Raw genomic sequence first — 24,133 nt, 5'->3', positions numbered from 1 at the left:
CGATAACCATCTGCTGCTGTTAAATTGGTTTTAGGTCGGCAGCGATTAACATTGCGTTAATCGCTGCCGACTATTCACGTGGCATGGTTACGACGCATTCTCCTTGGCGATTGCTGCAACTTTTTGCCAGCCGAATTAGCACCCGACTAAGGGCGGGCCTCCTTCTGATTGCCGCGATTATCGGCGCAGCAGGATTATCCGCCACGGCGCAGATGCGGTCCGTGCTCACGAGCCAAGCTCATCTAAGCCAATCTGCTATGCCGATGATGGCTCTTTCGCAACGCATCGAGCGGTCATTAAACGGCGCCTTCCTCCTTATTGAACAGCTAACCCAAACAGATGCCACAGCTTCGTCCGTTAGCCTTGAGAAAGGCTTGGCCATGAAGATTGACGAAGTCATTGAGCTGCTGGATGACCTTAAGGATTTGGGAATACCCTCGCCGCTCGTGGTACGGTTAGAGGGGCAATTACAAGCGTTGCAGCGTGCTACTGCCGCAACGCTTCTGAGCCATCGGGAAATGCGACTTATCGATACCCAAATTGCAGCGGCCCTTGATCGCGCCGAGCAATTACAGGAGCAAAGCCATTTAATTATTGATGACCTGGCTTATCAACTTTCAACAAGGACTGAAGCACTCTTAAGCGAAGCGGATGTAAATCGCGCTTCGGTCAATAACGCCCTCGCGGAGCTCAGCTCAGATTTTTCTGACCTGATGCTAAACGCGCGTACACTAAATGATATTCGCCTGAGTATTGACGCACTTAACAACATTATTATCAACCAGGGCCTGCAAGAAAAACCGCTTCGTCTCGAACGCGCAAAGCTCTTGGTAAACGAGCATTTGCAAAATGCCATTACCCGTCTTCCTCACATTGCTGAAATGGACGCGCGGCAATCGTTGGCACGTCAAATCGCCGCGCTACGCGACGACCTACTCGATCCCCTAAATGGCTTTTTTGTACATACAGCAGCACGTTTACGATTTCGCGATAGTTTCAATGCGTTGCAAGCGGAACACCTGCCCATGATTGTCGAGCTATCTAACCTGTCTTCAGACCTGACGCAGAGCACTTTGCAGTTTGTAGATCGCGCAACGGACAACCTAAGCAATACAATTCACCGGGTCATTTGGATTGTTGGCCTTACCGTGATCTTTGCCCTTATCGCCATCGTACTGACCAACGGATTGGTGATCGAGCGACAATTCAACCGTCGCATCCAAAGGTTAACCAATTCCGTCACAGCCATCGCCAAAGGGGACCTTGATCACCCCATTACCGTTTGCGGACGCGATGAACTGGGAGAGATGGCCCGCGCTTTGGTCGTGTTTCGCCGTACGGCAGAGGAACTGCGCCGCTCCAACATTGAGCTCGAGAAGTTTGCCTATGTGGCCGCGCATGATTTGCGCTCTCCCCTGCGCGCGGTGCATGAATTAAGCCTCTGGGTGCTGGAGGACGATGAAAACGCCCTCAGCGAAGAAAGTCGCGAATATTTACTGATGGCTCAACAGCGTATTGATCGCCTGAACCGATTGCTGAACGATTTGTTGGACTATGCCCGTGCTGGCCAAGATCACCCCGTTCCCGAGCCGGTGAATATCGGGCAGCTGGTGTCAGACCAAGCACGCTTTATCGATACCAAAGGTCGGTTCAAAATCACCTTCAGCGGCACTGACCAACCGATAGACGTGCAACTCTCGCCGTTGCAACAAATTCTCGGAAACCTCATCTCAAACGCGATCAAGCATCATGACCGCGGCCATGGGACAATTCATGTCAACGCCAAGATCGCCAGCGATCGCTTGATCTTAACTGTACAAGATGATGGGCCTGGAATCGAACTGCGGCATCAAGAAAAGATATTTGAATTATTCCAAACCCTTAAATCACGTGATGAAGTTGAAGGGAGCGGACTTGGCCTTGCAATCGTAAGTAAGCTGGCAATCCATCAAAAAGGTAAAGTCAGCTTGATATCGAACCCTGACAAAGGCCGCGGTTCTGCCTTTGTTGTCGAACTGCCTCAGGTGCCGCCATCGCAACGTCCTGCTCCGCCTTTGGCGGCGGCAGCATGATGCAAGTCACAAAGGATCGCTGAATGAAAACGACTGCCGCAAAATTTCTTATTGTTGATGATGACAAAGTCAGCGTGATGGCCATGCAACGGGCGATGCGCAAGCTAAAAATCGTGAACGAAACGGCGGTCTGCCACGACGGTCAACATGCGCTGGAGTTTCTGGCGGAGGAGGTAAAACGGCATGGGCGTCTGCCGCCTTACATTATCACCCTAGACCTAAATATGCCGCGTATGGGCGGCTTGGAATTTTTGGAAATCGTCAGGGCCGATCCCGCATTGGAGCGTATGGTGATCTTCGTTTTCACAACCTCTGATATGCCCACAGACGTTCAATCAGCCTATAGCAAGAATATTGCTGGCTATATCGTAAAGGAAAACCCGTCAGAAACCTTTGCCAATGCGTTGGATATGCTCAATGCCTATGCGCGGATTGTCGAATTGCCGTGTTGAGTGCAAGGGATCAATGCGCGAGGTGAAAGCCTCAAACCCTTTACCATGAAACAAAATAAGGCGCGCCATTGCTGGCACGCCTCAGGTTCTTGAGCCAATTGGGCTGGCTTACATCATGCCGCCCATACCGCCCATGCCACCCATGTCGGGCATAGCAGCGCCGGCACCTTCCTTGGACGGACGGTCAGCAACCATCGCCTCGGTGGTGATCAGCAGACCAGCGATGGACGCCGCATCTTGCAGAGCTGTGCGAACGACTTTGGCCGGGTCGATAACGCCGAACTTGAACATGTCGCCATATTCTTCGGTCTGAGCGTTGAAGCCGAACTTCAGGTCGTCGCTTTCGCGGATTTTGCCGGCAACAACCGAACCGTCGACACCAGCGTTTTCAGCGATCTGACGCAGCGGTGCTTCCAGTGCTTTGCGCACGATGGAGATACCAACGTTTTGATCGTTGTTGTCGCCAGCCAGGCCTTCGAGCTTTTTGCCCGCCTGAACCAGAGCAACACCACCGCCAACAACGATGCCTTCTTGAACAGCGGCACGTGTCGCGTTCAGGGCGTCGTCTACGCGGTCTTTGCGCTCTTTCACTTCGACTTCGGTCATGCCACCGACGCGGATCACAGCAACACCGCCTGCCAGTTTGGCAACGCGCTCTTGCAGCTTCTCACGGTCGTAGTCGGAGGTGGTTTCTTCGATCTGGTTACGGATCTGAGCAACACGTGCTTCGATCTCGGCCTTCTCGCCCGCGCCATCAACAACAGTGGTCTCGTCTTTGGTGATCGCGACTTTCTTGGCCGAACCCAGCATGTCCATGGTCACGGACTCAAGCTTCATGCCCAGATCTTCGGAGATCACCTGACCACCGGTCAGAACCGCGAGGTCTTGCAGCATGGCTTTACGACGGTCACCGAAGCCCGGTGCCTTCACAGCAGCAATCTTCAGACCGCCACGCAGCTTGTTCACGACGAGTGTCGCCAGGGCTTCGCCCTCAACGTCTTCCGCGATGATCAAAAGCGGTTTCTGCGACTGGATCACCTGCTCGAGCAGCGGAACCATCGGCTGAAGGCTCGACAATTTCTTCTCGTGCAGCAGGATGATCGCGTCTTCCAGCTCGACAGTCATTTTGTCGGAGTTGGTGACGAAATAGGGGCTCAGGTAGCCGCGGTCGAACTGCATGCCTTCGACGACATCGGTCTCTGTTTCCAGACCTTTGTTCTCTTCGACGGTGATGACACCCTCGTTGCCGACTTTCTGCATCGCGTCTGCGATCTGACGACCGATTTCACGCTCGCCGTTGGCGGAGATGGTGCCAACCTGTGCGACTTCGTCGCTGTCGGATACGTCACGGGCCGCGGCGCGGATCGCTTCGACGACTTTGGAAGTTGCGAGGTCGATGCCGCGCTTCAGGTCCATCGGGTTCATGCCAGCGGCAACCGATTTCATGCCTTCTTTGACGATGGCCTGGGCCAAAACAGTCGCGGTGGTGGTGCCGTCGCCTGCTTCGTCATTGGTCCGGGAAGCAACTTCCTTGACCATCTGTGCGCCCATGTTTTCGAACTTGTCTTCCAGTTCGATTTCCTTCGCCACGGATACACCGTCTTTGGTGATGCGCGGTGCGCCGAAGGATTTGTCCAGAACCACGTTCCGGCCTTTGGGGCCGAGTGTGACTTTCACCGCATCGGCGAGGATGTTAACACCCTTGAGCATCCGGTTGCGGGCATCGGTGTCAAATTTGACGTCCTTAGCAGCCATGTTGTCTTCTCCTAAAATCTTGGATTGATGTGAGCGTCTTCAAAGGGTCGGCAAGCCGGGTGGCTTACGCGATGATCCCCATGATGTCGCTTTCTTTCATCATCAGCATTTCTTCGCCTTCGACGGTGACCTCTGTGCCGGACCATTTGCCGAACAGGATTTTGTCGCCGGGTGCGACGGCCATTTCGATCAGCTCGCCGTTGTCCTTGCGTGCGCCGGTGCCCACGGCAACGACTTCACCTTCGGAAGGCTTTTCTTTGGCGGAATCAGGGATGATCAACCCGCCGGCGGTTTTCTCTTCGCTTTCTGTGCGCTTTACCAGCACACGGTCATGAAGCGGTTTCAATGCCATCTTTGCAGCTCCTTAAGGCTCAAAGTTACTCTTCCAAGCCACCCCCTCCGTCCGAGGGGTGCAGCCGTTAGCACTCGACCCATGTGAGTGATAACGATGCATAGCTAAGGAGCGTTCTGAGTTCTGTCAACAACGGCATCAAAAAATTTTGCGCAGTCAGGAACTGTTAACCAGCGCCCAGAATGCGACCCGCTGTCGCCACGGCTTCAGCCCCTGATGGGGTAAGCCCGTATATGCCCTTGTCGACCTTTTCAAACCAACCATAGTGGTCGTCGCGCATCATGCGGGTTGCCGCCGAGACACCGGTCGCCCGAGCCACATCCGCGCCTTTGCTCGCCCCGGCCTCAAAAAGAAACATCGCCAACTTCAGCGCATCCTGACGGTAGGCGGTGACCAGCCCCGCGCGGGTTTGGCCGCCATCATTGGGATCCCCCTGCCGCCGCGCGAATTCGCGCAAGAGCATCGCCGCCCGTTTGACATTCTTGCGCGGGGCGTAGGGGCCGGGGTCGCAATGCACCTCAACCAATCCGTCCGACAGCCGCACTGTAATCAGCCCCAGCCCGAGCCGCCGCGCCAGCGTGACGTTGTCCTTCACCGCCTTGGCAAAGCGTTTGCCGGGTTGGCGGGCCACGGCAAGGTAGACGTCATCAGACACCTTGAGCCTCGCCAAGCATTGATGAAACAGCGCCAGCGAAAAGCCGAGCTTTAACTCCACAACCACAGGCGGCTCTGCCCCACGCACCGCCACCACATCCGCCGCGCCGACTTCGGCTTTGACCACATAGCCTTGTTCCTCAAGGAAAGCCTTGATCGGCGGGTAAAGATCGGTTTCGCGAGGGGTGCTCATGTCGGGCAACTTGCCCCATCGCGCGACGCTATGCAAAGGGGCCGTGCGCCCCTAGAGTGACGCCATGACCCGCGATGAATTCAACGCCTTCTGCGCCGCCCTGCCCCAGACAACCCATGTTGTGCAATGGGGCAACGCAGATGTTTGGAAGGTCGGCGGCAAGGTCTTTGCCATCTGCGGCTGGGCCGAGGATGCGCCCGCCTTTACCTTCAAGGTGACCGAACTTGGATTCGAGGTGCTTTCAGACAGTCCCGGACTGCGTCCCGCCCCCTATCTGGCCTCACGCGGGTTGAAATGGATACAGCATTACGCCGAACCCGGCCTAAGCGAAGACAGCCTGCGTGATCACATACGTGCCTCCTATGACATGATCGCCGCCGCCCTTACAAAAAAGAAGCGCGCTGAACTGGGCCTCTAGGCTCTTCACGCAATGCCGCAATGCGGCAGGCGCGCGTGACAAGCCTATTCAACCTGCTATAAGGCGCGCAAATCCACCCGAACAGACAGGACCGCCCCGATGACAACTCTTGTTTTTGGCCATAAATCCCCCGACACCGACAGCACCGGCAGCCCGATCGTTTGGGCTTGGTATCTGAATGAAATCAAAGGCATTCCCGCTAAGCCGGTCCTGCTGGGCGAGCCGAACACCGAAGCGCTGTTCATGCTCGACAAATGGAACCTTGATAAGCCCGAAATCCTGACCACGCTTGAGGCCGACACCAAGGTTGTGATCGTCGACACCAACAACCCCGCTGAACTGCCCGACAACATCAATGACGCCGATATCACCGGCATCATCGACCACCACCGTCTGGTGGCCGGGCTGGAAACACGCGGACCGATTGAGATCAACATCCAACCGCTCGCCTGCACGGCGACCATCATGTTCAAGATGATCGGCAAACACTGGGCGCAAGCCCCGCGTGGCGTCAAAGCGGCTGCCCTGTCGTGCATCCTGTCTGACACGCTGGAATTCCGCAGCCCGACCACCACGCAAGAAGACCGCGCAATCGCCGAAGACATCGCGCGGGACTTGGGCGTCGACATCAGCGACTACGCCGCGGAGATGTTCGCCGCGAAATCCGACGTGTCGTCCTTCAGCGAAGCGGAACTGCTGCGCATGGACAGCAAGGAATTCGATCTCGACGGCACCAACCTGCGCGTGAGCGTGCTGGAAACCACCTCCCCCGCGCCGCTGCTGGAGCGTAAGGACGCACTGATGGCCGAGATGCCGAAAGTGGCCGAAGCCGACGGTGCCGCGCAGGTGCTCTTGTTCATCGTCGATATCCTGAAAGAAGAGGCGACGCTGCTGGTGCCCAACGACATGGTCAAACACATCGCCGAGCAGAGCTTTGGCGCCGAGGTCTCCGGCGACACGGTCGTGCTGCCCGGCGTGATGAGCCGCAAAAAGCAGATCATTCCCAACCTTAAGATGTAAGCCAATCGGGCGGGCCAAGCGCCCGCCCTCGCTTTTTGAAAGGCCGCAACATGACCCGCATTATTTCCGCCCTGCCCGACGTATCCGGTCAATATGACGCGCTTTTCGTCGACCTCTGGGGCTGCGTGCATGACGGGCGCAAAGCGCTGCCCGATGCGGTGGCCGCCTTGCAGGCCTATCGCAAAACCGGCGGCAAGGTCGTGTTGGTGACCAACTCCCCCCGCCCCCGCACGGGTGTTGAGAAACAGTTGCAGCAGTTTGGCGTGCCGGAAGACGCATGGGACAGCATCGCCACATCGGGCGATTCCGCGCGCTCTGCCATGTTCCGCGGCGCGGTGGGCGAGAAGGTTTGGTTCATTGGCAATCCGGGCGAGCGCAAGTTCTTTGAGCCGCTGTCCATTCTCGACAACCCGGTGGAAGTCGAAACAGTCCCGTTGGATCAGGCCGAAGGCATCGTCTGCACCGGCCCTCTTGATCCGATGGCCGACCCCGACGTGATGCGCCCCGAATTTGAGCAGGCCATCGCGCGCGGCCTGAAACTGCTCTGCGCCAACCCCGATATCGTGGTCGACCGGGGCGAGGTGCGTGAATGGTGCGCCGGGGCGCTGGCTGCACTCTATACCGAAATGGGCGGCGAGAGCCTTTACTTCGGCAAGCCACACGCCCCGATATATGACCTTGCACGCCGCCGCCTTGCCACGCTTGACGTAGACATCCCCGACAACCGCATCCTCTGCATCGGCGACGGCATTCTTACGGATGTTAAAGGCGCGATAGGCGAGGGCATCGATTCGCTGTTCATTACCGGTGGGCTGGCCGCGTCGGAAACCGCGACCACCGATCAACCGGACAAGGAAAAGCTAAAGTCATACCTCACGCGCGAAGCCTCTGCCCCTACCTATGCGATCGGTTTCCTGCGCTAAGCCAAATTTGACTTGATTTTCTGCAACTGCGAAGTAATAAAGTTGCATCCAGTCGCGCCACAGCGCCACTTTATTACCAAGGAGCCGTCATGTTGGACAATATGCCGCGCGGAACGATCTGCATCGAAGACATCGAAATTGGGATGACGCGCCACCTGCGTAAGGTCGTCACCGACACGGATATCGAAATGTTCGCGCAGGTTTCGACCGATCATAACCCGGTGCATCTGGATGACGACTATGCCCGCGACACGATCTTTGAAGGGCGTATCGCCCACGGGATGCTAACGGCGGGGCTGATCTCTGCGGTGATTGGTGAGCAGCTTCCCGGCCACGGCACGATCTACCTTGGTCAATCACTCAAATTCCTCGGTCCCGTGCGCCCCGGCGACATGGTGCTGGCCGAAGTCACCGTGACCGACATAGACATCGCCAAACGCCGCGTGAAAATGGATTGCCGTTGCTCGGTTGATGGCAAACCGGTTCTTGCCGGTGAAGCGACGGTGCTCGCCCCCTCGGCCAAGCTCGACTGAGGGGACGGTTTTCGCTGTCTGAGCATCTTGCCCTCACGCCGTCGCGCAGCTAGGCAAGGCACATGCGGATCATCCGAGATTATCAATTCGTCGACCTGCCAGATCGCGGTGCCACCGCCGCGATTGGCAATTTCGATGGCGTGCACCTTGGCCACCGGTCGGTGATCGAATTGGCGCAGCGCGCCGCCCCCGATGCGCCCCTCGGTGTGGTCACCTTTGAACCGCATCCCCGCGAATATTTCGCCCCCGACGCCCCGCCCTTTCGCCTGATGGGCCGCGAAGCCCGCGCGCATCGGCTCGAAAAGATCGGCGTCGAACGGCTTTATGAACTGGCTTTTAACGGTACGCTTGCGGGGCTTACGCCCGAGGCATTCGCCCGCGACGTGCTGCACGAAGGGCTTGGGCTGGCGCATGTGGTTGTCGGCGCAGACTTCTGCTTTGGTAAGGGTCGCGCGGGCACGGCGGAAGATCTCGTCAGTTTCGGCGCGCAATATGGTTTCGGCGTCACCATCGCCCCGCTGATGGAGCGCGATGACCTCACCGTGTCCTCAACCGCGATCCGCGAAGCACTGACCCGCGGTGCCACCCGCGAAGCGGCGGCGATGTTGGGTCATTGGCACCGCATCGACGGGCCTGTGATCTCGGGCGAGCAGCGCGGTCGCGAGCTTGGGTTTCCGACCGCGAACATGTCCATCGACGGGCTGCACCCGCCTGCCTTTGGCGTCTATGCCGTTCTGGTGGACGTGCTGAAAGGGCCGCATCAAGGCAGCTACCACGGCGCGGCGAGCCTTGGCGTGCGACCGATGTTCGGTGAAAACAAAGCCAACCTTGAAACCTATCTCTTTGATTTCAAGGGTGATCTCTATGGCACTCCGCTGTCCATCGCCTTGGTCGAACATCTGCGCGGAGAAGAAAAGTTCGACAGCCTCGACGCGCTGATTACCCAGATGGACGCCGACTGCACCCGCGCACGCGCCATTCTGGAGGTCTTATGAGCGACCCGATTCCCCGCAAGGGCCTTGCCCCGAAATTTTGGGAGAAGAAGCCGCTTAAAGAGATGTCGCAGACCGAATGGGAGGCGCTTTGCGATGGCTGCGGCAAATGCTGTCTGAACAAGCTTGAAGACGAAGACAGCGGCGAAGTAGCCCTGACCCGCGTCGCCTGCCGCCTGCTTGATGATAGCACCTGCCGCTGTGTGCATTACGAGAACCGCCATGAATTCGTGCCCGACTGCATCGTGCTACGCCCTGACAACCTTGATACCCACGCCTATTGGATGCCGCAGACCTGCGCTTACCGCCTGCTGTGGGAGGGCAAGCCCCTGCCCGAGTGGCACCCCCTGCTGACCGGCACCCCCGACAGCGTGCATGACGCCGGGGTCAGCGTGCAATTTGATACCGTGTCCGAATTTGATACCCCGTTCGAAGAATGGGAAGACCATATTATCGAGGAGCCCACCTGATGTTTTTCGCCTCTGACAACGCCGGCCCCGTCCACCCAAAGGTGATGGAGCGCGTGATCGCCGCCAACAGCGACTACGCCATGCCCTACGGCAAAGACTCGATCATGGATGAGGTGCGCGCGCAGATTCGCGAACAGTTTGAGGCACCTGAGGCCGAGGTTTACCTCGTCGCCACCGGCACCGCGGCCAATGCGCTTGCGCTGGCCTGCTATACCCAGCCGTGGCAGACAATCTTCTGCTCCAAGGTCGCGCATATCGAAGAGGATGAGTGCAACGCCCCGGAGTTCTACGCAGGTGCGGCCAAGCTGACACTGGTAGAAACCGACGACAAGATGACCCCCGACGCCCTGCGCCGCGCCATCGTCGCGCGGGCGGCGGGCGATGTGCACACGCCGCAACGCGGCCCGGTGTCGATCACACAGGTGACGGAACGCGGCGGGGTGCACAGCCTTGAAGAATTGCAGGCCCTGACAGCGGTGGCCAAGGAATACGACCTGCCCGTGCATATGGACGGCGCGCGTTTTGCCAATGCGCTGGTGGCCTTGGGCTGCACGCCAGCTGAGATGACGTGGAAGTCTGGCGTTGATGTGGTCAGCTTCGGCGGCACCAAGAACGGCTGCATGGGTGTCGAGGCGGTCGTCTTTTTCGACCCCAAAAAAGCGTGGGAGTTTGAACTACGCCGCAAGCGCGGGGCGCATCTGTTTTCCAAACACCGCTTTCTCTCGGCGCAGATGGCGGGCTACCTCGCGGACGGCGCTTGGCTGGAAACGGCTACGGCTGCCAATGCCAATGCTGCCTATCTGGCCGAAGGTTTGCGCAAGGCCGGGGCAGAGTTTCTGCATGAGCCCGCGGCCAATATGATCTTCGCCCGTTTCCCCCGCGCCATTCACCGCAAGTTGCATGATGCAGGCGCGCGCTATTACCTCTGGGATGGCACGCTGGAGGGCGACGATGACGAGATGTTGGCCGCGCGGATGGTCTGCGACTGGTCGATCAGCCGCGACCAGATCGACCAGTTCCTAAGCCACTTCTAAGCAGTCACGCCAGCGGCAGGTCGTTCAGGAAATCGCGTATCGCTTCGGCGACTTCGGCGGGGTGCGTGATCGGCACCATATGCCCTGCCCCTTCGACTGAAACCCGCCGTGCGTTCGGCAGGCGGCGCATCAGCGACGCATTGATCGCAAGCGCCGCTTTGGGCGACGCGCTTCCCTCTACCAACAGCGCGGGCATTGACGCGCGGTCGAACATGCCCGGCGCCAGCAACCCGGCGCTGTCCTCTCCGAGGAAGGGCGAAGAGGCGGGGATGAAACCGATCCGATCCACCATGTAGGCGCGGGTCGGTTCGGGAATCTGGTCCCATTTCGTGCCATCGCCCCAGACCCGGTTGAACAGCCGTGCAGCGGTCTCCTTGTCGCCCTCGACCAAGGCGGCCTCAAATGCCATATTCTGTTCGTTGTATTCGGCCATCGCGTCAGGATCATCCTCCTTGGCTGCGGCGAAATAGACCGGCTCAATCAAGGTAACGCTGCGCACCAACTCGGGATGCTCGATCGCCAGCCGCAGCGCGACCGTCGCGCCAAAGGAATGGCCGATCAGGTCCATCGGCGCTTCGAGCAGGCTGAGCGCCATGTCGGTTGCCACGTCGTGGATATTGCCCTGCCCGTCCCAATCGCCCGACCGCCCGTGCATCGGCAGATCGAACGCCCGCAGGGTCAGCTCGTCCGACAGGGCAGCCCCAACGCCCCGCCACGCACCGGAGTGCGCAAGCGAGCAATGGATCGCCAAGGCCGGGCGCGGGCCGTGACCGAAACGGCGCGCGTTGACCTCTGGGATCACAGCTTGCCCCCGAGGTGCAGATCAAGATCTTCCAGACGGTCCTGCCCCCAGAACCGCTGATCCCCAACGATATAGAAAGGCGCCCCAAAGACACCTTGAGTGACGGCTTCCTCAAGGTTGGCGGCATAGGTCTCGGCCCCTTGCAGCAAGCCGCTGTTCGCCAGATCGGGGTCAAAACCCGCCTCTTCCAGACACGCCCGGACCACATCGTCATGGCCGATGTCCTTTTCTTCGGCCCAGACAGCGCGGGTGATGGCATGGGTCAGCTTGCCCAGATCACCGCCACCGGCATTCTGCGCGGCGATCACCGCATAGGCCGCAGGCGCGCCGTTGGTGGGCCAATGCGCGGGCTTGAGGTTGAAGGGCAGACCCAGCTTGCGCGCCTGACGCGGCAGGTCTTGGGCGCGGTACTCATTGCGGCTTGGGTGCCGCTCTGCCGGAGGCATGCCACCCGTGCGGGGGAAGGCCGCGATAATGTCGAAAGGCTTGTACACGATCTCAGCACCGTGCTTTTCAGCAATTGCCTCAAGCCGATTCCCGGCAAGGTAGCAATAGGGTGACAGGGTTGCGAAAAAATAATCGATCCGGGCCATTTGGCTCTCCTTCGGGGGCGGTGCAGCTTTGCCAGACCGTAAGCGCATGCTAAGCGGTGTCAACGTCACGAATCTGCAACCTACCGCTGCTCCGGAGCCCCTATGCCACGCACTTCAGAACCAAAACTGATATCAGGCAATGCCAATATGCCGCTTGCCAAGGCCATCGCGCGGCGCATGTCGCTGCATCGCGGCGTTAACGTGGGGCTCGTCGATGCGCGGGTCGAACGGTTCAACGACGGCGAGATTTTCGTCGAAGTTTATGAGAACGTCCGCGGTGAGGACATGTTCATCATCCAGCCCACATCGAACCCCGCGAACGACAACCTGATGGAACTGATGATCATGGCCGACGCGCTGCGCCGGTCTTCGGCCGCGCGTGTCACTGCCGTGCTGCCCTATTTCGGCTACGCCCGCCAAGATCGCCGCACCAAGGCTCGCACGCCGATCACCGCCAAGATGGTCGCCAACATGCTGACCGGAAGCGGCATCGAGCGCATCCTCACTATGGACCTGCACGCCGCGCAGATTCAGGGGTTCTTCGATATCCCGGTCGACAACCTCTACGCCTCGCCGATCTTTGCACTGGATATCAAAGACGCCTTCAAAGACCGGATGGATGAGCTGATGGTCGTCAGCCCCGATGTCGGCGGCGTGGCCCGTGCGCGTGAACTGGCCAAACGCATCAACTCGCCCCTGTCGATCGTCGACAAACGCCGCGAGAAGGCGGGCGAAGTGGCTGAAATGACCGTGATCGGCGACGTGAAAGGCAAGACCTGCCTGATCGTGGACGACATCTGCGACACCGCCGGCACGCTGTGCAAAGCCGCCGAAGTGCTGCTGGAGAACGGCGCCAATGAAGTGCACTCCTACATTACACACGGTGTCATGTCCGGCCCGGCGGTTGAGCGTGTGGCCAATTCGGTCATGAAATCGCTTGTCATCACCGACAGCATCGCGCCGACCCCTGCGATCAAGAAAGCGCCGAACATCCGCATCGTCCCGACCGCGCCGATGTTTGCCCAAGCGATCTTGAACATCTGGAACGGCACCTCGGTCTCTTCGCTGTTCGAGGCGGAAACGCTGGGCCCGATCTATGACGGAATGTACGCGGCAAGCTAAGCCGCAGGCTGTGATCTAGGGCTGGTCCCAGCGGGCCGCCCTCCCCCCTGCTGGGCCGCTCTCTCCCACCGAGCGATGCACCTAGCCGACGACCCAGTCGTCATCCTCTCCCACCGCGCCAATCGCTGTCCATGCCAAACGCGCCCGTGCGACGCGGGTGTCGCCCCATGTGCGGAACACCATGTCAAAGCCGGCCTCGGTCACCGCCTCGGCGCCGATATCAGCGCGGGTGACGGTGCTGGCGTCGATGTCCCAAAGCGACATGCTCACCTGAACATGCGGAGGCTCTCGGAAGGGCTCGGAAAAGCTGATCCGGCGGCGGCGTTCACGCTGGCCCTCGCCCGTCCACATCGATCCGCCGTCTTCGAACTCAGAAAACAGCATGACATCGCCACTGTCCACGCCGATGGTATGGCTGCGAAGTCGTTTCATATCTCGGGCCTGCTTGCATCTAGGGTCACCGCGCAATGATGCCGCAGCAGGGGGAGGCATAAAAGCAAAAAGCCCCGCCGAGGCGGGGCTTTTCACTGATTTTCAAAGCATTACAGGCTGGGCTGTTTACTCGACAATCCGATGTGATCGCCAACGGCAACCATATCGGCCAGAAGCTTGGCTGCGTCATCCACGGGACCGGGTTCGTTTTCCCAGTTGTCCTTGGCGCGGGTGTAGACGGCATGCGCCTCTGCCACCATGCTGTCCATCTGCTCCTGCGTCATGTCGGCACGCGCCACGGCACGTTCCGCCAGCACAGACACGCCGCCCTGACCGCCGATTTCGGCGAAACCGCCGGTCACGACATATTCAGACGTGCCCTCCGGCCCTTCCACGCGCAGAAGGCCCGGACGCAGGGTGGTGATGGTGGGCGCATGATCGGCCATGGCCGTCATGTCGCCCTCAGTGCCCGGAATCTGCACGGCCGTCACCTGCATCGATGCCAGCCGCCGTTCCGGCGAAACGAGGTCGAATTGCATTGTGTCTGCCATTGTCAGCGCTCCTTAAGCGGCGTCTGCCGCCATTTTCTCGGCTTTCGCCTTCACGTCTTCGATGCCACCAACCATGTAGAAGGCACCTTCGGGCAGGTGATCGTATTCACCGGCAACCACGGCCTTAAAGGACGAGATTGTCTCTTCCAGCGGCACCTGAACACCGTCGGAACCAGTAAAGACTTTCGCCACGTCGAAGGGCTGGCTGAGGAAACGCTCGATCTTACGCGCACGTGCCACGGTCAGTTTGTCTTCTTCGCTCAGTTCGTCCATGCCGAGAATGGCGATGATGTCCTGAAGCGATTTGTAGCGCTGAAGCACCTGCTGCACGTCTGTCGCCACCTTGTAGTGCTCGTCGCCGATGATCAGCGGGTCGAGCAGACGCGAGGTGGAGCCAAGCGGGTCAACCGCCGGGTAGATGCCCTTTTCCGAGATCGAACGGTCAAGAACCGTTGTCGCGTCGAGGTGGGCAAAGGATGTTGCAGGCGCCGGGTCGGTAAGGTCATCCGCAGGAACGTAAACGGCCTGAACGGAGGTAATCGAACCGGATTTGGTCGACGCAATCCGCTCCTGCATCACGCCCATGTCGGTCGCCAGTGTCGGCTGGTAGCCCACAGCGGAAGGAATACGGCCCAGCAGAGCGGACACTTCGGAACCGGCCTGTGTGAAGCGGAAGATGTTGTCGACGAAGAACAGAACGTCGGAACCGGATTCGTCGCGGAACTGCTCGGCCAGTGTCAGGCCGGTCAGGGCGATCCGCATCCGCGCACCGGGAGGTTCGTTCATCTGGCCGTAGACCAGCGCAATTTTCGAATCGACGAGGTTGTCAGGGACGATAACGCCGGATTCGATCATCTCGTGGTAAAGGTCGTTACCTTCACGGGTACGCTCACCCACGCCCGCGAACACCGATAGACCGGAGTGCACTTTGGCGATGTTGTTGATCAGTTCCATGATGAGAACGGTCTTACCAACGCCCGCACCGCCGAAGAGACCAATTTTACCACCCTTGGTGTAAGGCGCCAGAAGGTCGATAACCTTGATGCCTGTCACGAGGATTTGTGTCTCGGTCGACTGCTCAGCGAACTCAGGCGCTTCGCCGTGAATGGCGCGTGTCGCGTCAGAGTTTACCGGACCCTGTTCGTCAACCGCATCGCCGGTGACGTTCATGATACGGCCCAGTGTGGCGTTGCCCACGGGCACGCGGATCTGGTCGCCTGTGTCTGTTACGGCCTGACCGCGCACCAGACCTTCGGTGGCGTCCATCGCGATGGCGCGAACCGTGTTTTCGCCAAGGTGCTGCGCCACTTCGAGAACCAGCGTTTTGCCCTGATTTTCGGTGTGCAGCGCGTTGAGAATCTCCGGCAGGTCGCCTTCGAATTGAACGTCAACGACAGCGCCGATGACCTGTGTGATTTTACCGACAGCATTTGCCATGTCGTTTCTCCGATTTGCTTACAGCGCTTCCGCGCCGGAAATGATTTCGATCAGCTCGTTGGTGATGACAGCCTGACGCGAGCGGTTGTACTGGATGGTCAGTTTGTCGATCATCTCACCCGCGTTGCGTGTGGCGTTGTCCATCGCCGACATCCGCGCACCCTGCTCGGACGCGCCATTCTCCAGCAGAGCCGAGAAGATCGCCGTGGCGACCCCGCGCGGCAGAAGGTCGGCCAGAACCGCCTCTTCGCTGGGTTCATAGTCGAACAATGTGGACGCACCGCTGTCTTCGTCCGCGTCTGCTTCGAATTTGGCCGGGATGATCTGCTGCGCCGTCGGCGTCTGCATCACCACGTTCACGAACTTCGCATAGAAGATCGTCGCCACGTCGAATTCGCCCGCGTCAAAGCGGTTCAGCACGTCCTGCGCGATGTTTTGCGCATCACCATAGCCGATCTTTTTGACTTCGCTGAGGTCAACGTGACCGACCAGATGGTCGCCCAAGTCACGCCGCAGCGCATCACGGCCTTTTTTGCCAACGGTGAGGATTTTCACCTCTTTACCCTGGGCCAGCAATTCACGCGCATGGGCTTTCGCCTTCTTCGCGATGTTGCTGTTGAAGCCGCCGCACAGCCCGCGTTCGGCGGTCATGACCACCAGCAGATGCACTTTGTCTTCACCCGTGCCGCTAAGCAGCTTGGGCGCGCTGTCGGAACCGCCGACACTAGCCGCGAGCCCTGCCATCACGGCATTGAACCGCTCAGTATAGGGACGCGAAGCCTCGGCAGCCTCCTGCGCGCGGCGAAGTTTCGCCGCGGCAACCATTTGCATGGCCTTGGTGATCTTGCGGGTCGATTTGACCGACGCGATCCTGTTCTTCAGGTCCTTGAGATTTGGCATTGCCTTATCTCCCGTTTAAGCGAAGTCGGCGGCGAAACCGTCAATGGCGGCTTTGATCTTCTCTTCCAACTCGCCTTTGACCTTGCGGTCATTGTTGGTGATGTCCTTGAGAAGGTCGTCGTGCTTGCTGCGCAGATGCGCCAGCAGGCCTGCCTCAAATCGGCCAACCTCCGACAGTTCCACCTTGTCGAGATAGCCGTGGGTACCGGCATAGATCACGCAGACGATTTCCGAGTTGGTCAGCGGCGCGTACTGCGGCTGCTTCATCAGTTCGGTCAGACGCGCACCACGGTTCAGCAGCTGCTGGGTTGCGGCGTCAAGGTCGGAACCAAACTGAGCAAAGGCCGCCATTTCGCGGTACTGAGCCAGCGACAGTTTCACCGGACCAGCGACCGAGGACATCGCCTTGGTCTGGGCCGAGGAACCCACGCGGGAAACCGACAGACCGGTGTTCACGGCGGGGCGGATGCCCTGATAGAACAGTTCGGTCTCAAGGAAGATCTGACCGTCGGTGATCGAGATCACGTTGGTCGGAATAAACGCGGAAACGTCGCCACCTTGGGTTTCGATGATCGGCAGAGCCGTCAGCGAGCCGTTGCCAGCCTCGTCACCCAGCTTCGCGGAACGCTCAAGCAGGCGGGAGTGGAGGTAGAAAACGTCGCCCGGGTAAGCTTCACGGCCCGGTGGGCGGCGCAGCAGCAGGGACATCTGACGGTAAGACACGGCCTGTTTGGAGAGGTCATCATAGATGATCAGGGCGTGACGGCCATTGTCGCGGAAATGCTCGGCCATCGCGGTGGCAGCATAGGGCGCGAGGAACTGCATCGGTGCAGGCTCGGACGCGGTCGCGGCCACGACGATAGAATAGTCGATCGCGCCGGTTTCTTCGAGCTTTTTCACAAGCTGAGCAACGGTCGAACGCTTCTGGCCGATAGCGACATACACGCAGTACATCTTCTTGCCTTCGTCGTCGCCAGCAGCGGCGTTAACCTGCGCTTGGTTCAGCATCGCGTCGAGGGCAACAGCGGTTTTACCGGTCTGACGGTCACCAATGATCAGCTCACGCTGGCCACGGCCGATTGGGATCATCGCGTCAACAGACTTGAGGCCAGTCGCCATCGGCTCATGCACCGATTTACGCGGGATGATGCCGGGTGCTTTTACGTCGGCGATGCCGCGCTTGGTGGCACCAAGGGGGCCTTTGCCGTCGATGGGGTTGCCCAGACCGTCAACAACGCGGCCCAGCAGTTCGTCACCGATTGGCACGTCCACGATGGAGTTGGTGCGCTTGACGGTGTCGCCTTCTTTGATGTCACGGTCGGAGCCGAAGATAACAACACCGACGTTGTCCGCTTCGAGGTTCAAGGCCATGCCCTGAATGCCGCCGGGGAATTCGACCATTTCACCGGCCTGAACATTGTCCAGACCATAGACGCGGGCGATACCGTCACCGACGGAGAGAACGCGACCAACTTCGGCCACTTCGGTTTCCTGACCGAAATCCTTGATCTGGTCTTTCAGGATCGCAGAAATCTCTGCTGCTTGGATACCCATTTATCCGACCTCTTTCATTACATTCTGGAGGGAATTGAGCTTGGAACGGATCGACGTGTCGATCATTTTCGAGCCCACTTTGACGACAAGACCGCCGATGAGGCTTTCATCAACGGTCGCATGAAGTGATACTTTTTTACCGGTAGAGGCATTGAGCGACTTGGTCAGCTTGTCCGACTGCGTCTTGGTCAGCGCCTTGGCCGTGGTGACATCAGCGGTGATCTCGCCTTTAGCTTCGGCAATCGTCTCGCGCAGCGCTTTGACCAGCGCGGGCAGCACAAACAGACGACGCTTTTGCGCCATCAGCGCCAGCGTGCTCGCCATGGTCTTGGTCAGGCCCATCTTGTCGGCCAGCACTTTGATCGCCTGCGCCTGCTGTTCGCGGGTATAGAGCGGCGAAGAGATCAGGCGCTGAAAGTCATCGCTGTCGGTCAAGGCCGCTTCAAGCGCGGTAAGATCGCCCTCGATGGCATCGACCTGATTGGCCTCGCGGGCCAGATCATACACGGCTGTCGCGTAGCGTTCCGCGATGCCGGTGGAAATGGAAGCAGGTTCGGACACGTCCATCCTCTCGTTCAATAAGCGCCGGATATGCGAAGATGTCGCGTCACCAGCAGTTGGCGCGGCTTGAAGTTACCCAAGACGTCTAAATCAGGGGCGATGTAGCAGACAGGTTCGCGCCCGGCAACACAGTATAGGCAGGTAATGTTCCTCCGCGCGGCAATATTGCAAGGGCTGTGACAAGAAGCGGCTCTTTGACGCAGGGGAAACGCCGACTTTGTGGTCAAAACTGTAAGCCATCGGCGAATCCTACCCGCGCCAAGGGTGCAAGGGCCTTTGCGGCAAGGCTTAGATTGGCTTTGCCTGCGGCTCGCCAATCCCTTCCAGCACGCCAATTGCGCGTCGCGCGGGGCTGCGTTGCGGGCGACCGCGCGGCGGATAGACCAGTTTCGTTGCCTCCACCATGATCGCCCCCCCGCCCATCATCGTCGGCATCTGGCGACCAACTTTCTCAAACAATGGCGCGGATTTCATCCAGATTCGCTGCTGCGAAGGAAATTGGAACAGCGCCCCAAGGTGGCGTTCGGGTAGGAATTGATGCTTGCGCAGTTGCGTCTCCAACTGCCCCGGCGAATAGGGGCGCCCATAGCCAAAAGGCGTACGATCCCGCCGCGCCCACATGCCTGCGCGGCTTGGCACGATGAACAGCGCCTTGCCCCCCGGCCCCAACACGCGCCAGCATTCATCCAACAACTCACTGGGCCGCTCCGATGTCTCAAGCCCATGCATCAGCACCAGCTTGTCCACTGCCCCCGTCTCGACCGGCCAGAGCGTTTCTTCGGTCAAGACTGAGGTATTGGGCATCCCCGCAGGCCAAGGCATCACGCCCTGCGGGCCGGGCATCAGCACCATCACGCGCCGCGCATCCGCCAGATAGGGGCGCAGCAGGGGTGCTGCAAAGCCAAAGCCCACGACGGTCTGGCCCTTTGCCTCGGGCCAAAGCTCCAACAACCGCCCGCGCAAGGATTTCTGCGCCGCACGCCCCAACGCGCTGCGATAATAGAAATTGCGCAGATCCTGTACATCAAGATGCATTGCAGCCCGCCTTGGTGAGTGTCACTCTGACCCGACCATAACAACACAGTGAGGTGAGACGCCATGGCCTTTGATCTGGTCACGATTCCATGTCTGTCGGACAATTACGCTTTCCTGCTGCGCGATCATGACAGCGGCGCTGTGGCGCTGATCGACGTGCCCGAAGCCGCCCCGATCATCGCAGAACTGGACCGCCGGGGCTGGACGCTGAGCCAAGTCTGGCTAACCCACCACCATCCTGACCATGTACAAGGGCTGGCCGAGGTCCTGACCCGCTTCCCCGCGCAGGTGATTGGGGCCAAGGCCGATGCTCACCGCCTGCCCCCGCTAGACCGCGGCGTGGCAGAGGGCGACGCCGTTGAACTTGGCGCGCTAAAGGCCGAGGTGCTGGATGTCTCGGGCCACACCGTCGGCCATATTGCCTTTCATGTACCCAAGGCCAAGGCGGCCTTCACCGCCGACAGCCTCATGGCGCTTGGCTGTGGCCGTCTGTTCGAAGGCACGCCCGCGCAGATGTGGGGAAGCCTGCAAAAGCTGGCCACCCTGCCCGGCGACACGACGATCTGCTCCGGCCATGAATACACCGCAGCCAACGCAAAATTCGCGCTGACCGTTGATCCGGACAATCCCGCACTTATATCAAGGTCCAAGGACATCGACAGCGCCCGCGCCAAAGGGCAGCCGACCGTCCCCTCGCCACTTTCACTGGAACTAGAAACCAATCCCTTCCTGCGCTCAGGCGATCCCGCCATACGCGCCACACTGGGGATGCCAGACGCCACCGACACGGAAGTGTTCACTGAAATCCGCAAGCGAAAAGACCAGTTCTGATTGCCTGCAATCATGGCTCAAAGTCCCCGGTCACGCGAAATGTGACCGATTCGGACCAGAATCTTCTTGAAGATGAGCGATGATCAACCAAACTCTAATACTATGAGGCCATGGTCGGACCGGGCTCTGAGACACCTCAGCACCTCACCGACCCCGATCGAAAAGGAGCACGCCCGTGCCTTCATTCTCGACTACACTAGAGCAGGCAATCCACGCGGCCCTCGCGCTGGCCAATGCCCGCCGCCACGAATTTGCAACGCTGGAACACCTGCTGTTGGCGCTGCTTGATGAACCTGACGCGGTTCAGGTGATGAAAGCCTGTTCGGTCGACGTCTCTGATCTGCGCGACACGCTGGTTGAGTTTGTCGATGATGACCTTAGCAATCTGGTCACCGACATCGATGGTTCTGAGGCCGTGCCGACTGCCGCATTCCAACGCGTGATCCAACGCGCCGCAATCCACGTGCAATCTTCGGGCCGGACCGAAGTAACCGGGGCCAATGTGCTGGTCGCGATATTTGCCGAACGGGAAAGCAACGCCGCCTACTTCCTGCAAGAGCAGGACATGACCCGCTATGACGCGGTGAACTTTATCGCCCATGGCGTCGCCAAAGACCCGGCCTACGGCGAAGCACGCCCCGTAAGCGGCGGACCAGAACATGAAGAAGAGGCCCAAGGCGTCACCGACGGTGACAAGAAAGAGTCCGCGCTGGCCAAATACTGCGTGGACCTCAACGCCAAATCGCGCGAAGGCGATATCGACCCGCTGATCGGCCGCGAGAGCGAAGTTGAGCGCTGCATTCAAGTGCTCTGCCGTCGGCGCAAGAACAACCCGCTGCTGGTGGGTGATCCGGGCGTTGGTAAGACCGCTATCGCAGAAGGTCTGGCACGTAAGATCGTTGCAGGTGAAACGCCAGAAGTTCTGGAAAACACCACGATCTACTCCCTTGATATGGGCGCGTTGCTGGCTGGTACCCGCTATCGCGGTGACTTTGAAGAGCGTCTCAAAGCGGTCGTGACTGAGCTGGAAGAGCATAAAGACGCGGTGCTGTTCATCGACGAGATCCACACCGTGATCGGTGCCGGGGCCACCTCGGGCGGCGCGATGGATGCCTCCAACCTGCTGAAGCCTGCGCTTCAGGGTGGCAAACTGCGCACCATGGGCTCCACGACTTATAAGGAGTTCCGCCAGCACTTTGAGAAGGACCGCGCGCTGAGCCGCCGTTTCCAGAAGATCGACGTGAGCGAGCCTTCGGTTGAAGACGCCACCAAGATCCTTAAGGGCCTGAAGCCTTATTTTGAGGAGCATCACAGCGTCAAATACACGGCCGATGCGATCAAAACTTCGGTGGAATTAGCACATCGCTACATCAATGATCGCAAGCTGCCTGACAGCGCGATCGACGTGATCGACGAAGCGGGTGCCGCCCAACATCTCGTGGCCGCCTCCAAGCGCCGCAAGACCATCGGCACCAAAGAGGTCGAAGCTGTCGTTGCCAAGATCGCCCGCATTCCGCCAAAGAACGTTAGCAAAGACGATGTGGTGGTGCTGAAGGATCTGGAAAGCTCGCTCAAGCGGGTGGTCTTTGGTCAGGACGACGCCATTGTCGCGCTGTCGTCGGCGATCAAACTCTCGCGGGCTGGCCTGCGCGAGCCGGACAAGCCCATCGGCAACTACCTCTTTGCTGGCCCGACCGGGGTGGGCAAGACCGAGGTCGCCAAGCAACTGGCCGACACCCTTGGCGTGGAACTCCTGCGTTTCGACATGTCGGAATATATGGAGAAACACGCGGTCAGCCGCCTTATCGGCGCCCCTCCGGGCTATGTCGGATTTGACCAAGGTGGCATGCTCACCGATGGTGTAGACCAGCATCCGCATTGCGTGCTGCTGCTCGACGAGATGGAGAAGGCGCATCCGGATGTCTACAACATCCTGTTGCAGGTGATGGACCACGGCAAGCTGACCGATCACAACGGCCGCACGGTGGATTTCCGCAATGTGGTGCTGATCATGACCTCCAACGCTGGTGCTTCCGAGCAGGCGAAAGAGGCCGTCGGCTTTGGCCGCGAACGCCGCACTGGTGAAGACACCGCCGCGATTGAGCGGACCTTCACGCCGGAGTTCCGCAACCGTCTCGACGCTGTCATCAGCTTTGCGCCGCTGCCAAAGTCGGTGATCCTGCGGGTGGTCGAAAAGTTCGTGCTGCAACTCGAAGCGCAGCTGATGGATCGCAACGTGACCATCGAACTCAGCAAGAAGGCCGCCGAATGGCTCGCCGACAAGGGCTACGACGACAAGATGGGCGCACGCCCCTTGGGCCGCGTGATCCAAGAGCACATCAAAAAACCGTTGGCCGAAGAACTGCTGTTCGGCAAGCTCGCCAAAGGCGGTGTGGTTAAGGTCGGTGCCAAGAAGGGCGAGTTGACACTCGAAGTTCTGGGCGTTGAAAGCAAGCGCCTGTCGGGTGATCGGCCTCCCTTGCTGACCGCAGAATGATCCTCAGGGCCGCTCTGGCCCTGATCCTCGCCTCCGCTGGCCCCGCGCTGGCGGAGGATTTGCAATTGGCCTTTCCGCTAGATTGCACCCTTGGGCAGGATTGCCACATCCAACAATATATGGACCGTGACCCCAGCAGTGCCGCGCAGGATTACCGCTGTTCAGGGCTGACCTATGACGGGCACAAAGGCACCGACTTTGCCCTGCCCGATCGTGCTGCGATGGCCGCAGGTGTGACGGTCCGCGCAGCGGCAGGCGGTGTGGTCAAAGGTCTGCGCGACGGTATGCAAGACAATGCGCCACTTGGCGAAGTGCGGGGGCGCGAGTGCGGCAATGGCGCGGTAATCGATAACGGTAACGGGTGGGAAACGCAGTATTGCCACCTAAAGCGGGGCTCCCTACGCGTTACCAACGGTCAGAAAATATCCGAAGGTGATGTCATTGGGCAGGTCGGTCAATCCGGCAAAGCCGCCTTCCCCCATCTGCATCTCTCATTACGGCACAACGGCCAACCTGTTGATCCTTTTGATCCCAAAGGCAGTGACTGCACGACCGTGCCGTCCGACACCCTTTGGCAAGACACCCCGCCCTACCGCCCCGGTGGGTTGATCGCGGTGGGATTCGCAGACCACGTGCCCAGCTATGCGGCCATCAAAGCAGGCGATGCCGGGCGCGACACCCTCTCCCCAGATGCACCTGCCTTGGTGATCTATGGTTATAGCTACGGCACGCAAAAGGATGATGTTTTGCGGCTGCGCCTTTCAGGCCCAAACGGTGTGGTGATTGAAAAAGACGTGATAATGGACAAGCCCCAAGCGCAGTCCTTTCGCGCCATCGGTAAACGCATGTCCCAGCAGTGGTCACCGGGGCGCTATACTGGCACAGTGGTCCTGCTCCGTTCGGGCCGTGTCATTGACGAAAAACATGGGTCCGTAACCGTTCAGTAATCC

The 24,133-nt window shown here is 59.4% G+C and carries 25 protein-coding genes; 13 read left to right on the top strand and 12 right to left on the bottom strand.

The annotated features are described in order from the left end of the window. Positions 1 to 257: 257 nt before the first annotated feature. Together DSM110093_RS03720 and DSM110093_RS03715 are read left to right on the top strand one after the other, a co-directional pair. The gene (locus tag DSM110093_RS03720; protein WP_243266745.1) at positions 258 to 2,072 is read left to right on the top strand and encodes an ATP-binding protein; all 1,815 of its coding nucleotides are present in this window, start codon (positions 258 to 260) and stop codon (positions 2,070 to 2,072) included. Between the two features lie 23 nt (positions 2,073 to 2,095). Beyond that, a complete protein-coding gene (locus DSM110093_RS03715; RefSeq protein ID WP_243266744.1) occupies positions 2,096 to 2,524 on the top strand; it encodes a response regulator in 429 nt (142 codons plus the stop codon). A gap of 108 nt (positions 2,525 to 2,632) precedes the next feature. Here the strand turns inward: DSM110093_RS03715 and groL are convergent, their stop codons facing one another. The 3 genes from groL to DSM110093_RS03700 all read right to left on the bottom strand — a co-directional run bounded on the left by groL (position 2,633) and on the right by DSM110093_RS03700 (position 5,478). Next, positions 2,633 to 4,279, bottom strand: a complete 1,647-nt coding sequence (groL, locus tag DSM110093_RS03710) for a chaperonin GroEL (protein WP_243266743.1) — start codon at positions 4,277 to 4,279, stop codon at positions 2,633 to 2,635. A 64-nt stretch (positions 4,280 to 4,343) separates the two neighbouring features. Beyond that, positions 4,344 to 4,631 carry a co-chaperone GroES gene (gene groES, locus DSM110093_RS03705; protein ID WP_007119008.1) on the bottom strand — a complete coding sequence of 96 codons (288 nt, stop codon included), beginning with the start codon at positions 4,629 to 4,631 and terminating at the stop codon, positions 4,344 to 4,346. A gap of 166 nt (positions 4,632 to 4,797) precedes the next feature. Then, a complete protein-coding gene (locus DSM110093_RS03700; RefSeq protein ID WP_243266742.1) occupies positions 4,798 to 5,478 on the bottom strand; it encodes a DUF2161 family putative PD-(D/E)XK-type phosphodiesterase in 681 nt (226 codons plus the stop codon). Between the two features lie 64 nt (positions 5,479 to 5,542). Here DSM110093_RS03700 and DSM110093_RS03695 point away from each other — a divergent pair, with 64 nt between their 5' ends. The 7 genes from DSM110093_RS03695 to DSM110093_RS03665 all read left to right on the top strand — a co-directional run bounded on the left by DSM110093_RS03695 (position 5,543) and on the right by DSM110093_RS03665 (position 10,868). Beyond that, entirely contained in the window at positions 5,543 to 5,896 is a 354-nt protein-coding gene (locus DSM110093_RS03695; RefSeq protein WP_243266741.1) for an MmcQ/YjbR family DNA-binding protein, read from the top strand. 99 nt (positions 5,897 to 5,995) lie between these two features. Beyond that, positions 5,996 to 6,916, top strand: coding sequence for a manganese-dependent inorganic pyrophosphatase (locus DSM110093_RS03690; protein ID WP_243266740.1), 921 nt, complete (start codon positions 5,996 to 5,998; stop codon positions 6,914 to 6,916). Positions 6,917 to 6,966: 50 nt separating this feature from the next. After that, positions 6,967 to 7,839, top strand: a complete 873-nt coding sequence (locus tag DSM110093_RS03685; RefSeq protein ID WP_243266739.1) for a TIGR01459 family HAD-type hydrolase — start codon at positions 6,967 to 6,969, stop codon at positions 7,837 to 7,839. A gap of 89 nt (positions 7,840 to 7,928) precedes the next feature. Further along, positions 7,929 to 8,372, top strand: a complete 444-nt coding sequence (locus DSM110093_RS03680) for a MaoC family dehydratase (protein ID WP_243266738.1) — start codon at positions 7,929 to 7,931, stop codon at positions 8,370 to 8,372. 62 nt (positions 8,373 to 8,434) lie between these two features. After that, positions 8,435 to 9,367 carry a bifunctional riboflavin kinase/FAD synthetase gene (locus tag DSM110093_RS03675; protein WP_243266737.1) on the top strand — a complete coding sequence of 311 codons (933 nt, stop codon included), beginning with the start codon at positions 8,435 to 8,437 and terminating at the stop codon, positions 9,365 to 9,367. Next, the gene (locus DSM110093_RS03670) at positions 9,364 to 9,834 is read left to right on the top strand and encodes a YcgN family cysteine cluster protein (protein WP_243266736.1); all 471 of its coding nucleotides are present in this window, start codon (positions 9,364 to 9,366) and stop codon (positions 9,832 to 9,834) included. The genes DSM110093_RS03675 and DSM110093_RS03670 overlap by 4 nt, the downstream gene beginning before the upstream one ends. After that, positions 9,834 to 10,868 (top strand): beta-eliminating lyase-related protein, encoded by a 1,035-nt coding sequence (locus tag DSM110093_RS03665; RefSeq protein ID WP_243266735.1) that lies wholly within the window; start codon positions 9,834 to 9,836, stop codon positions 10,866 to 10,868. Before DSM110093_RS03670 ends, DSM110093_RS03665 begins: the two co-directional genes overlap by 1 nt. A 4-nt stretch (positions 10,869 to 10,872) precedes the next feature. On the opposite strand, the gene DSM110093_RS03660 is transcribed toward DSM110093_RS03665, so the two are convergent. Next, positions 10,873 to 11,670: an alpha/beta hydrolase gene (locus tag DSM110093_RS03660; protein WP_243266734.1), complete on the bottom strand. Its 798-nt coding sequence runs from the start codon at positions 11,668 to 11,670 to the stop codon at positions 10,873 to 10,875. Further along, positions 11,667 to 12,263, bottom strand: coding sequence for a 2-hydroxychromene-2-carboxylate isomerase (locus DSM110093_RS03655; protein WP_243266733.1), 597 nt, complete (start codon positions 12,261 to 12,263; stop codon positions 11,667 to 11,669). Before DSM110093_RS03655 ends, DSM110093_RS03660 begins: the two co-directional genes overlap by 4 nt. A 102-nt stretch (positions 12,264 to 12,365) precedes the next feature. Here DSM110093_RS03655 and DSM110093_RS03650 point away from each other — a divergent pair, with 102 nt between their 5' ends. Beyond that, positions 12,366 to 13,385, top strand: a complete 1,020-nt coding sequence (locus DSM110093_RS03650) for a ribose-phosphate pyrophosphokinase (protein ID WP_243266732.1) — start codon at positions 12,366 to 12,368, stop codon at positions 13,383 to 13,385. 81 nt (positions 13,386 to 13,466) lie between these two features. Here DSM110093_RS03650 and DSM110093_RS03645 read toward each other — a convergent pair whose 3' ends face one another. The 7 genes from DSM110093_RS03645 to DSM110093_RS03615 all read right to left on the bottom strand — a co-directional run bounded on the left by DSM110093_RS03645 (position 13,467) and on the right by DSM110093_RS03615 (position 19,855). Continuing rightward, a complete protein-coding gene (locus tag DSM110093_RS03645; protein WP_243266731.1) occupies positions 13,467 to 13,817 on the bottom strand; it encodes an H-type lectin domain-containing protein in 351 nt (116 codons plus the stop codon). A 110-nt stretch (positions 13,818 to 13,927) separates the two neighbouring features. Then, entirely contained in the window at positions 13,928 to 14,368 is a 441-nt protein-coding gene (locus DSM110093_RS03640) for a F0F1 ATP synthase subunit epsilon (protein ID WP_067629565.1), read from the bottom strand. Positions 14,369 to 14,380: 12 nt separating this feature from the next. Further along, positions 14,381 to 15,805: a F0F1 ATP synthase subunit beta gene (gene atpD / locus DSM110093_RS03635; protein WP_243266730.1), complete on the bottom strand. Its 1,425-nt coding sequence runs from the start codon at positions 15,803 to 15,805 to the stop codon at positions 14,381 to 14,383. Between the two features lie 18 nt (positions 15,806 to 15,823). Next, positions 15,824 to 16,705, bottom strand: a complete 882-nt coding sequence (locus tag DSM110093_RS03630; protein WP_067629562.1) for a F0F1 ATP synthase subunit gamma — start codon at positions 16,703 to 16,705, stop codon at positions 15,824 to 15,826. A gap of 15 nt (positions 16,706 to 16,720) precedes the next feature. Further along, positions 16,721 to 18,259, bottom strand: a complete 1,539-nt coding sequence (atpA, locus tag DSM110093_RS03625) for a F0F1 ATP synthase subunit alpha (RefSeq protein WP_243266729.1) — start codon at positions 18,257 to 18,259, stop codon at positions 16,721 to 16,723. Then, complete coding sequence (locus DSM110093_RS03620; protein WP_243266728.1) at positions 18,260 to 18,820, bottom strand: F0F1 ATP synthase subunit delta; 561 nt, start codon at positions 18,818 to 18,820, stop codon at positions 18,260 to 18,262. It lies immediately after the preceding gene. A 288-nt stretch (positions 18,821 to 19,108) separates the two neighbouring features. Further along, complete coding sequence (locus DSM110093_RS03615) at positions 19,109 to 19,855, bottom strand: class I SAM-dependent methyltransferase (protein WP_243266727.1); 747 nt, start codon at positions 19,853 to 19,855, stop codon at positions 19,109 to 19,111. Between the two features lie 63 nt (positions 19,856 to 19,918). Here DSM110093_RS03615 and gloB point away from each other — a divergent pair, with 63 nt between their 5' ends. From gloB to DSM110093_RS03600, 3 genes are all read left to right on the top strand, one after another. Further along, complete coding sequence (gene gloB / locus DSM110093_RS03610) at positions 19,919 to 20,686, top strand: hydroxyacylglutathione hydrolase (protein WP_243266726.1); 768 nt, start codon at positions 19,919 to 19,921, stop codon at positions 20,684 to 20,686. A 175-nt stretch (positions 20,687 to 20,861) separates the two neighbouring features. Then, positions 20,862 to 23,183 (top strand): ATP-dependent Clp protease ATP-binding subunit ClpA, encoded by a 2,322-nt coding sequence (gene clpA / locus DSM110093_RS03605; protein ID WP_243266725.1) that lies wholly within the window; start codon positions 20,862 to 20,864, stop codon positions 23,181 to 23,183. Beyond that, a complete protein-coding gene (locus DSM110093_RS03600; RefSeq protein WP_243266724.1) occupies positions 23,180 to 24,130 on the top strand; it encodes a M23 family metallopeptidase in 951 nt (316 codons plus the stop codon). Before clpA ends, DSM110093_RS03600 begins: the two co-directional genes overlap by 4 nt. The last annotated feature ends 3 nt before the right edge of the window (positions 24,131 to 24,133 follow it).

The organism is Sulfitobacter sp. DSM 110093 (genome assembly GCF_022788715.1).
GTDB lineage: Bacteria > Pseudomonadota > Alphaproteobacteria > Rhodobacterales > Rhodobacteraceae > Sulfitobacter.
Note: the sequence above shows the minus strand (reverse complement) of the source record. Positions and strands in the feature narration are given on the sequence as shown.

Bases quoted from the DNA above. Each gene is read 5' to 3' on its own strand.
- DSM110093_RS03720 (WP_243266745.1), top strand. From the start codon at position 258: ATGCCGATGATGGCTCTTTCGCAACGCATCGAGCGGTCATTAAACGGC.
- DSM110093_RS03600 (WP_243266724.1), top strand. From the start codon at position 23,180: ATGATCCTCAGGGCCGCTCTGGCCCTGATCCTCGCCTCCGCTGGCCCC.
- atpA (WP_243266729.1), bottom strand. From the start codon at position 18,259: ATGGGTATCCAAGCAGCAGAGATTTCTGCGATCCTGAAAGACCAGATC.
- DSM110093_RS03680 (WP_243266738.1), top strand. From the start codon at position 7,929: ATGTTGGACAATATGCCGCGCGGAACGATCTGCATCGAAGACATCGAA.
- DSM110093_RS03655 (WP_243266733.1), bottom strand. From the start codon at position 12,263: ATGGCCCGGATCGATTATTTTTTCGCAACCCTGTCACCCTATTGCTAC.
- DSM110093_RS03665 (WP_243266735.1), top strand. From the start codon at position 9,834: ATGTTTTTCGCCTCTGACAACGCCGGCCCCGTCCACCCAAAGGTGATG.
- groL (WP_243266743.1), bottom strand. From the start codon at position 4,279: ATGGCTGCTAAGGACGTCAAATTTGACACCGATGCCCGCAACCGGATG.
- groES (WP_007119008.1), bottom strand. From the start codon at position 4,631: ATGGCATTGAAACCGCTTCATGACCGTGTGCTGGTAAAGCGCACAGAA.
- DSM110093_RS03650 (WP_243266732.1), top strand. From the start codon at position 12,366: ATGCCACGCACTTCAGAACCAAAACTGATATCAGGCAATGCCAATATG.
- DSM110093_RS03685 (WP_243266739.1), top strand. From the start codon at position 6,967: ATGACCCGCATTATTTCCGCCCTGCCCGACGTATCCGGTCAATATGAC.
- DSM110093_RS03645 (WP_243266731.1), bottom strand. From the start codon at position 13,817: ATGAAACGACTTCGCAGCCATACCATCGGCGTGGACAGTGGCGATGTC.
- DSM110093_RS03700 (WP_243266742.1), bottom strand. From the start codon at position 5,478: ATGAGCACCCCTCGCGAAACCGATCTTTACCCGCCGATCAAGGCTTTC.
- atpD (WP_243266730.1), bottom strand. From the start codon at position 15,805: ATGGCAAATGCTGTCGGTAAAATCACACAGGTCATCGGCGCTGTCGTT.
- DSM110093_RS03695 (WP_243266741.1), top strand. From the start codon at position 5,543: ATGACCCGCGATGAATTCAACGCCTTCTGCGCCGCCCTGCCCCAGACA.
- DSM110093_RS03715 (WP_243266744.1), top strand. From the start codon at position 2,096: ATGAAAACGACTGCCGCAAAATTTCTTATTGTTGATGATGACAAAGTC.
- DSM110093_RS03630 (WP_067629562.1), bottom strand. From the start codon at position 16,705: ATGCCAAATCTCAAGGACCTGAAGAACAGGATCGCGTCGGTCAAATCG.
- gloB (WP_243266726.1), top strand. From the start codon at position 19,919: ATGGCCTTTGATCTGGTCACGATTCCATGTCTGTCGGACAATTACGCT.
- DSM110093_RS03615 (WP_243266727.1), bottom strand. From the start codon at position 19,855: ATGCATCTTGATGTACAGGATCTGCGCAATTTCTATTATCGCAGCGCG.
- DSM110093_RS03675 (WP_243266737.1), top strand. From the start codon at position 8,435: ATGCGGATCATCCGAGATTATCAATTCGTCGACCTGCCAGATCGCGGT.
- DSM110093_RS03670 (WP_243266736.1), top strand. From the start codon at position 9,364: ATGAGCGACCCGATTCCCCGCAAGGGCCTTGCCCCGAAATTTTGGGAG.
- DSM110093_RS03640 (WP_067629565.1), bottom strand. From the start codon at position 14,368: ATGGCAGACACAATGCAATTCGACCTCGTTTCGCCGGAACGGCGGCTG.
- DSM110093_RS03690 (WP_243266740.1), top strand. From the start codon at position 5,996: ATGACAACTCTTGTTTTTGGCCATAAATCCCCCGACACCGACAGCACC.